This window comes from Kluyvera ascorbata ATCC 33433 (assembly GCF_000735365.1).
GTDB lineage: Bacteria > Pseudomonadota > Gammaproteobacteria > Enterobacterales > Enterobacteriaceae > Kluyvera > Kluyvera ascorbata.
In genome coordinates this window covers 1-2,275 of record NZ_JMPL01000217.1, presented here as the reverse complement: position 1 = coordinate 2,275, position 2,275 = coordinate 1, and the positions used below count along the sequence as shown (strand labels likewise).

At 57.2% G+C, this 2,275-nt stretch carries 4 protein-coding genes; 3 read left to right on the top strand and 1 reads right to left on the bottom strand.

From position 1 onward, the window contains the following. Positions 1-166 precede the first annotated feature (166 nt). Positions 167-334 carry a hypothetical protein gene (locus tag GKAS_RS25025; protein ID WP_156105170.1) on the bottom strand — a complete coding sequence of 56 codons (168 nt, stop codon included), beginning with the start codon at positions 332-334 and terminating at the stop codon, positions 167-169. Here GKAS_RS25025 and GKAS_RS23205 point away from each other — a divergent pair. From GKAS_RS23205 to GKAS_RS23195, 3 genes are all read left to right on the top strand, one after another. After that, the gene (locus GKAS_RS23205; protein WP_246870771.1) at positions 257-910 is read left to right on the top strand and encodes a TVP38/TMEM64 family protein; all 654 of its coding nucleotides are present in this window, start codon (positions 257-259) and stop codon (positions 908-910) included. The two genes, GKAS_RS25025 and GKAS_RS23205, sit on opposite strands and share 78 nt — an antisense overlap. Further along, positions 910-1,611, top strand: a complete 702-nt coding sequence (locus tag GKAS_RS23200; protein ID WP_035897880.1) for a TVP38/TMEM64 family protein — start codon at positions 910-912, stop codon at positions 1,609-1,611. The genes GKAS_RS23205 and GKAS_RS23200 overlap by 1 nt, the downstream gene beginning before the upstream one ends. Positions 1,612-1,664: 53 nt before the next feature. Then, on the top strand, positions 1,665-2,275 hold a 611-nt coding region (locus GKAS_RS23195; RefSeq protein WP_425590906.1), incomplete at its 3' end, for an ABC transporter substrate-binding protein.

Genomic DNA, 2,275 nt, shown 5'->3' with positions numbered 1-2,275 from the left:
CCCTGCGCCAGCGCAATTTATATGGCTAGCATTGGAAGGGAGCGCAACAGAGTGATGATCTAAACAACATCCTCCCACAAACAACGCGTAACCACTTAACGATAAAAAATTAAAATTCTGAGCAAAATCAATAAACCAACGCTAAAATCTTGCAGTGCCCCCTAATCTATAATACCGTCGCGCGCACTTTTTCTTCCCACCAGGAGGACCCCCATGCAAAAGAAGTCACTACCCCACAGCCGCTAAGCTCCTGCTCATCGTCGCTGTCATCAGCCTCCTGGTTATCCTGACCCACACTTTCGGCCTGACTGACCTGGTCACTAACGTCCGTCACCTGCAAACGCTCGTACGCGAGAGCGGCACGCCTGGCTACGCTATCTACATCGCCCTGTTCATTCTCGCCACGGTCTGCCTGCTGCCCGGCAGCGTACTGGTACTCGTCGGAGGCATCGTCTTTGGCCCCTGGCTCGGCACCCTGCTCTCGCTCATTGCCGCCACCCTTGCCTCAGCAATCTCTTTCCTGCTGGCTCGCTGGCTTGGACGTTCACTACTCGTGAAATACGTCGGGCATACGACCACCTTTCAGGCAATAGAACGCGGCATCGCTCGCAGCGGCATCGACTTTTTGATTCTTACCCGACTCATCCCGCTCTTTCCCTACAACATTCAAAACTACGCCTACGGTCTGACCGCAATCCCGTTCTGGCCCTACACCCTGATTTCCGCGCTTACCACGCTACCGGGAATTTTTATCTACACGCTGATGGCGAGCGAACTGGCGGCACATGGCCTGACGCTGGCATTCATCCTCAAACTGAGCCTTGCCGGGCTCGCGCTGTTTGCGCTGGTGCAGGCCGCCAGACGTTATGCCAGGCATAAGCGCGTGGATCTCTCCGGGGAGCAGCGCTGATGCCTTCGCGCCGCACCACGCTGTTTTTCCGCCTGCTGCTGCTCACGGCAGGTATCGCACTTCTGCTCGCCTGGTGGTGTATTCCGAGCGTGAAGGCTTTTATCGATCAGAGCCTGACCGCGTTTCTTAGCGTCGACCAGCAGGGCATTGAGCGGTTTATTCACTCCTACGGCTCACTGGCTGCCGCCGTCTCGTTTGTATTGATGATTTTTCAGGCCGTCGCTGCCCCGCTGCCCGCTTTTCTTATCACCTTCGCCAACGCGTCGCTGTTCGGCGCGTTCTGGGGCGCGGTGCTCTCGTGGACGAGTTCGATGGCCGGCGCCGCACTGTGCTTCTACATCGCTCGATTGATGGGGCGCGGCGTGGTCGAGAAGCTGACGGGAAAAATGGTGCTCAAAAGTATCGACGGCTTTTTTGAGCGCTATGGCAAGCACACCATTTTGATCTGTCGCCTGCTGCCCTTCGTCCCGTTCGACCCGGTGAGCTACGCCGCCGGACTAACGTCACTGCGCTTTCGCCACTTTTTTATCGCCACCGGTATCGGCCAGCTTCCCGCCACCATCGTCTATTCGTGGGTGGGCAGTCTGCTAACCGGAGGTACCTACTGGTTTATCACCGGGCTGTTTATTTTGTTTGCACTGACTATCGTTATCGTTGTCGCTAAGACGGTCTACCATGAACGACAAAAGAGGAATTCATGATGCCTTACCACGGAAAAACACATCGCCTGCGCAACGGCCTGCTCGGTCTTAGTATGCTGGCGCTGAGCCCATTGATGGCACACGCGCAAAGCTGGCAGCAGGTTGAAAGCGAAGCCAAAGGCCAGACCGTCTGGTTTAACGCCTGGGGTGGCGATGAAGCGGTGAACCACTATCTTGATTGGGTCAGCGCAGAGGTAAAACGCGATTACGCCATTAACCTGCGCATCGTCCACATTGCCGATGCCGCAGACACCGTAAAGCGCATTCAGACCGAGGCGCAGGCCGGGCGTAAAACCAACGGTTCGGTCGATTTGCTGTGGGTCAACGGCGAAAACTTCCGCGCGCTGAAAGAAGCTAATCTGCTGCGCACCGGCTGGGCGGAACAGTTGCCGAACTGGCGCTATGTTGATGTCAGCAAACCCGTTCAGGAAGATTTTTCGGTGCCCGTGGAAGGCGCGGAGTCTCCGTGGGGCAGCGCGCAGCTGACTTTTATCGCCCGCCAGCAGCAAACGCCGCAGCCGCCAGACTCGGCGCAGGCGCTGCTCGAATTTGCCAAAGCCCATCCCGGCACGGTGACCTACCCGCGCCCGCCGGACTTTACCGGCACCGCGCTATTGGAACAGCTGTTGATTGACCTCACCGCACAGCCCGATGCACTAAAGCA